At 40.6% G+C, this 5794-nt stretch carries 7 protein-coding genes; 2 read left to right on the top strand and 5 right to left on the bottom strand.

Annotation, left to right across the window (positions count from 1 at the left end; translation table 11 throughout):
- Window positions 1–172: 172 nt before the first annotated feature.
- The 3 genes from HCR01_RS36570 to HCR01_RS36560 all read right to left on the bottom strand — a co-directional run bounded on the left by HCR01_RS36570 (window position 173) and on the right by HCR01_RS36560 (window position 3586).
- On the bottom strand, window positions 173–1234 hold the full coding sequence (locus HCR01_RS36570; protein WP_193200791.1) for a hypothetical protein: 1062 nt from the start codon (window positions 1232–1234) through the stop codon (window positions 173–175).
- Between the two features lie 415 nt (window positions 1235–1649).
- Window positions 1650–2792 (bottom strand): ParB/RepB/Spo0J family partition protein, encoded by a 1143-nt coding sequence (locus HCR01_RS36565; RefSeq protein ID WP_193200790.1) that lies wholly within the window; start codon window positions 2790–2792, stop codon window positions 1650–1652.
- Window positions 2792–3586 (bottom strand): ParA family protein, encoded by a 795-nt coding sequence (locus HCR01_RS36560; RefSeq protein WP_193200789.1) that lies wholly within the window; start codon window positions 3584–3586, stop codon window positions 2792–2794. Before HCR01_RS36560 ends, HCR01_RS36565 begins: the two co-directional genes overlap by 1 nt.
- Window positions 3587–3862: 276 nt before the next feature.
- Here HCR01_RS36560 and HCR01_RS39660 point away from each other — a divergent pair, with 276 nt between their 5' ends.
- Both HCR01_RS39660 and HCR01_RS36550 read left to right on the top strand, forming a co-directional pair.
- Window positions 3863–4483: a hypothetical protein gene (locus HCR01_RS39660; protein ID WP_226890043.1), complete on the top strand. Its 621-nt coding sequence runs from the start codon at window positions 3863–3865 to the stop codon at window positions 4481–4483.
- 105 nt (window positions 4484–4588) lie between these two features.
- A complete protein-coding gene (locus tag HCR01_RS36550; RefSeq protein ID WP_193200788.1) occupies window positions 4589–4807 on the top strand; it encodes a hypothetical protein in 219 nt (72 codons plus the stop codon).
- A 12-nt stretch (window positions 4808–4819) separates the two neighbouring features.
- Here the strand turns inward: HCR01_RS36550 and HCR01_RS40325 are convergent, their stop codons facing one another.
- Both HCR01_RS40325 and HCR01_RS36545 read right to left on the bottom strand, forming a co-directional pair.
- Complete coding sequence (locus tag HCR01_RS40325) at window positions 4820–4942, bottom strand: hypothetical protein (RefSeq protein ID WP_264299993.1); 123 nt, start codon at window positions 4940–4942, stop codon at window positions 4820–4822.
- A gap of 11 nt (window positions 4943–4953) precedes the next feature.
- A complete protein-coding gene (locus tag HCR01_RS36545) occupies window positions 4954–5529 on the bottom strand; it encodes a hypothetical protein (protein WP_193200787.1) in 576 nt (191 codons plus the stop codon).
- Window positions 5530–5794: the final 265 nt, after the last annotated feature.

The raw sequence follows: 5794 nt of genomic DNA, 5'->3' as shown, positions 1-5794 counted from the left end.
TATTTATGTATTCTTCACCGAAAAATCGAAATTACTAATTAAGCTATAGATATACAGACGATAACTATATTGAACTCTATAAACTAGTCGTAGCTAATGCCTTTACAGAGATCTCTGGAGGCGTTTTAGCATTTAATTATATTGCTATTATTTGCATAATTAAATGTCTTACTTATTCATTGACTAACTTGTAGTCCCAAGTATAAAGTCCGATTTGGTCAGGAACTCTAGTGAAACGTTTGGTACGATGACCTCGTGATAATTCATTCAGAACTTTATTCTTGACCTCTCTAGCATCAGCTGCATTCAGTTCTCCATAAATTCCAGTGATTACTTCTGAGACGTTAAAAACTTTACCCGCGTTCTGTTCTAAAAAAGTAGACAAGGCATCAATTAAAAATAGTCCTTCATAAGCTTTGAGCATTGGTATCTCTTTGGGCTGCGGCGGCTTTACTGGTTTATTATTTTTGCGCTTTGCTTGAGAGGATGAATTTTTAGTTTTATCTTTGGAGAGTAAAGTCAAAGAGAGAGTAAAATAGCCTGGTTCTTTAGGCACACTGAACCATTTATTGCTTTCCTTACCCTGAGTCAGCGAAGATTGAACTCTACTTTTCACCACCTTAAATACATCTGGCTCCAGATCTCCGTAGAGCGATCGCACGATAAAATCAATATGAACACTTGTGCCAATCTCTTCTGCTAATATCTGTTCAATCGCTTCCGGGCGACTTAGAGACTGATATTGAGGCAGCATGGGAATTTCTACCCCGTGGAGCGAGCGCTGTTGAGTTGATGTTTCTGTAAGAGGAAATATAGGTGGCTCTGGTGGTTCACCAGTCAGTGCTGCATCAGGCTTTTCATCTGACCGAGTTTCAATGAGCGGGAATATAGGTGATTCTGGTAATTCAGTTAGGTTATCATCTGCATCAAGGGGTTGCGACTCAGAATCGTCTAATTTCAGAGGTTCTAGAAGATTAGGTTCAAAATCGTCATTCCTAGATTCATCAGTAAGGAATAACAACGACTTTTCTTCTTTTTCAGGGGTGGATGACTCCTGTTCTAGAGAGGAGGCAGAAGGCCAATTAGATAACAAAGCTTCGACATGAGTGAGACTATCTTTGGATTGGGTGTATAACCTTTTATACTCTTCTACAAGAGGAGCGTAATAATCCCGCAATTGCAAAAGTGCTTCTAAGGCGCTTTCGGGAGGTGATAAAGGCAAGGGGATATTCATAAAACTTAAAGATAAGTACGAGTTAATGCACTCATACGGTTATGACATAAAATTTAGCATTTGGAGACTTGACCATTCTCTTTGAAGACAAATGCTCTTTGCGTTAAAGAAATTTGTGCTCTACTACTATAGGTAGATACAACCTGCTTCAAGCGTTCAATAGTGTTTTCTTGAAGTAGAGAATAGTTTTTTTGAAGGGCGATAATCAAGGATAACTCAGATGACCGATGACCATTCCCCATAGTTGGAATTGCCGTATTAGTAGATTCTGGGAACTTTCCAAAATTACCAGAATCTACTAACAGTCAAGAATATAAAAATGTATTTTTTATTTGCACATCAGTACTTAATAAGCAAATTTTAATGTTGTTTAACTTAGTATTAACTCCACATGTATTATCTGATAAGTTTATTATTATACTTCCAGGTTATCGCTTTGTTTTAAAGCTGACTCAACCTCTATTAATTTTAGTCGCAAAGCTTCGTGCATTTGGACTAATTGTAGATGCTCTACGTGCAATACAGGAATTTCCTGTACCCGGCGTATTATTGCATCTACTTGTTTCTTCTCTAAATTAGAATCAGTTTGTTTAGTATGGCGGGCAATCTCCGCTGCTACAATCTGACGTGATTGTGCAACTGACAGCTTCTCCTGTAAAACCTGTTTGAGTATCCGAGTTCGCACCTTTCGGGCTGCTGCTTCAGTTACACCTAATGTTTTTGCAGATAATCGTGCTAAAGACAAGGCATGTATGCCGCCTAAACCTTGTTCTCGAATAGCCTGCTTCAAATCACTCGGTAATGCTAGCATCGGAAAAATATTAGCATTAATTGAGGCTGGATTTAATAATAAAGAGAGTAGAACGCGAAAAACTATTTGTTCAGCGTCTCCTAACCCTAGCATTGATAGGTGCTGCTGTTGCTGCTCTCTAGTTGCCAAAACAAGCTCGCTTAGCTGCGTTATCGTTCCTTGTCGTTCTAAGCGACGCACTCCAGATCTCAGTGTACGCGGAATTTCCTCATCTTTTAGATTACTCTGAGCAGCAATTTCTTTGATTAGTGCTTCTGCTGTGTCTAGAGGATTTAAGTTTTCTCGATGTAAATTTGCTAGTAACACACCTCGATGCAGAGCCTCTGGTTGAGGAATGACTACAGCTTTTAAAGCCAACCAATTTAATTGTTTAGCGCCCCGCCAACGTCGCTCTCCGTCGAACAATAGGTAACGTTCGTTTGTTTGCTCGATTAAAATAACAGGTTCTTGCTGCCCTTCTGACTCCAATGAAATAGCGATCGCGGTGATACTCTCTTCACTAAAAGTCTGTCTTGGTTGCTCTGGGTTAGGGTCAATTACCTCTATTGCTACATTTTGGACACCGGATGATACAAGACGACCTCGCAGTTCTTGAATCTTAGTCTCTAGTTCTTGGTTGCCAGTCGAGCGTAATTGAGTAATTTCTTCTTGAAGTTTGTCAATTGTTTCTTTGAGTTCATGAACTTCTTGGGAATACTCAGCCCCAGAAAACAGATTGGACAAGTCTACTCCAACTTTTTTAACCATTAAATTTTCCTCTTTAACAACTCAGTCAACTTATTTACAATAAGAGAAAAATCAGCACAAGCCGGGTGATTTGGACGGTAAAGATGTAATGGCACTCCCAGACCGCTAGCATTCTTGAACTCCGATGAGAAACGAACGGGAGTAAAGCAATGAATTTTTAGCTTTTCTAGCTGTGGTACTAATTGAGCCAGGATATTTCGATGGATAGCAAGACGTTGGTCATACTGATTAGGAACAAACCCTACTATTTGAGGTTCTGGCTTAAGTCTAAGACGACGGCATGTGTGATATACCCATTCCAGCAGCTTGCTAGAGCCATCAGTTGACTTTGGTTCTACTTGGAGCGGAACAATTAAATGTGTACATGCCGAAAGAGCAATTAAGGGTAATGGGCCTAATGTAGCAGGACAATCAAAAATAATTAAGTCGTGAGATAGGGGATAATCAGCTAAGCGATCTCCTAACAAATAAGCTCCTCGTTCATGTAAAACCAGTTCGTTTATTGTTTTAACTAAACCCATCTCCCCCTGGCAAGCTTCTACATTTTTTAAATACTCTTGCCAAAGTGGAACAAGAGGCCAATTCCCTTGAAACTCATCTTGAAATACTGCTGCAATTGTTTGATCACTTTTGGGACGTGGCAGCCCACAAAACAAGCTGACCGAGCCTTGAGGGTCTAGATCCATTAAAGCAACGCGAAAACCTTCTTTTCCTAAAAGATAAGCGAGGTGAGTTGCAAGAGTTGTTTTGCCACTGCCACCTGCGTTTGATAGCAGTGCTAGTTTAACTTGCATGGGCTTATACAAAAATTGATAGCGGTGAATTTTAACATGTGGAATAATGTTATACCACAAGAAGAATTATGCTTTAAATTCCCCATTGCTTTTTAGTGGCACAAGTAATAATAAGCTGCCCAAATTACTATAACGTGATGCTTTGAATTACAACCTTACCTAAAATGCAGAGAAAACTTTCGCCATGGCAATAGATGAGCAATACAGACAAAATAATTGACAGTTAAAATACGATTATTCTCCAACCCGGCTTAGTTCATTTATCTTCAAATCTTCATGAAATCTACCGAGCGTCCATCTAAACCGCCGAAACAACAGCCAAAATTCAACGACCAAAGCCTAAAGCTTGACCTTGTTGCTTATCGACCAGCAGAACGCCTCCCATCTGAATTACAGTTGAACCCTGCCCACACTGCTGACGAATCTGTATCCTCAACCCTGACCCAAGTATCGGCCGAACTAGCTGTAACCGATTCTCCAAACGCTGGGCATAATGAGCCAACTTTACCGCCCCAAGCTCAAACACAGGCGATGCCACAGGCTCATAGAAACGATAACGCCGCTGCCCCCCGCAAGAAAAAATTGGATTCACCACAAGGAACCAATGCGCACCTATTTGAAAAAAGTGATGAAGAAAAAGAGTTACCACCCCAGCACTGTCAGCACATGCAGTTTCTGGACTGTGACAAACCAGTAGGGCGCGTGGTGTTCGAGTGCTGGCACTGCAAGCAGGGCATAGTTAGTGAGTTCGGTGGTGAGCCTGCAATGGGAGAATACAAGGGGCGTCCGTCAGTGGTTCTGGCTAAAGTGCAATGTCCTAGCTGTGGTGAAACTGGGATTAGACTGAATGCAAAAGAAGTGCTTTCGACAGTGGCAGTTGCTTCGCCTTGGAGGTAGTGCTGTCGGAAATCCAACCCAATCCTGTCTTTGGTGTAGTGATGCCAAAGCTTGAGCCGATAATTCCAGGTTTTCTAGATTTCTAAGATTTATCCAGGCAAAACTATGCCAGTTAATATAATTATTTTAATTGCGGCAGTGATTGTCGCTGTGTTAATCTTTCGGGCTTTGCTCTCTGTATTAAAGACATTCCTCAGTACAGCGATCGCAATTGTTTTCATCGTAGTCATCTTGAGGGTTTTTGGCTTTAGTCCACAAGACCTGATACATGAAATTGTCAACTTACCTCAAACTTTCAAAGACTTATTAGGCGGTAATAAATAGCTTGGAGTTGGTTTACTCTTCCTCGTGTTCGTTCCACTTTTCTTCGTTGATGGAAAGACATGAATTACCCCTAGCTAACTTCGTTTGAGTCAGGGGTAGTTCATAATCATCATAGTCAGAGATTTGATTCCTCATAGTTAAAAAAATTATTCCTCCTCATCCTCATCTTCATCTTCGTCATAATCGTAATCCTCATCACCATGCTCCTCGTACCACTTACGTTCTTCTTCTAGAGCTAGCTCTCTCTGTATCCTTTTGCGTTCAGCCATTTCTGCTTCTAGAATTTCTTGTTCAAGTTTTTTCCTTTCCAGTTGTTCTTTCTTTAACCTTTCCCTGTGTTGCGTTTCTCTTTCGACCCTTTCTCTCTCAATAGAGATTAATCGCTGCTCGACTCGCCCACAATAGAAATCTAAAGCCTTGCCTGTGGCTGCTCCGGTAACTACACCACCGACTAAAAAGATGAGGGCAGTTTTCCAACCTTGAATGGGGCCACCACTCAACTCCAAACTAGGCTCATTGAACCACACCAGTAGAAAGAAAATTAGGATTCCAACTACTGTATTAATGAGCGCAAAAATTCTGGGTGTTAAATCAGTTTGCCGTAGTATTAGCCATTGTCCCAGAGTAAGAAACATACCAAAGAAGATAGCAGCGATGGCGCAAAGAATAACATTGCCGGGAAAAGTGAATGGATCTACTTTTGAGGTAATTATCAGTGGCACACAGACCGGTTGTGTTGCAAAAAAGGTTTGAAGTGATAAAATTCTCTAGAACTAAGATTATTTATGCAACAACTCCGAAGATGTCTGCAATAAAATTAACTTGGGCGATAATATCCCCCTTACTAACTGTGTTAAGTTGACCTTTACGAATCATATTCATAGTTTCGTAGTAAGGATTCAGGTCTAATATTTAGGAAGCAGAGATGGGCGAGACAGATAATTATTAGAATTAGCCAGCAGTGCTTGTGCAAAAAAGTCAATCACA

Origin of the sequence: Nostoc sp. MG11 (genome assembly GCF_014904695.1) — a bacterium.
Classification (GTDB): domain Bacteria; phylum Cyanobacteriota; class Cyanobacteriia; order Cyanobacteriales; family Nostocaceae; genus Komarekiella.
The sequence above is the reverse complement of the archived record's forward strand: the minus strand, read 5'-3'. Positions and strand labels throughout refer to the sequence as shown.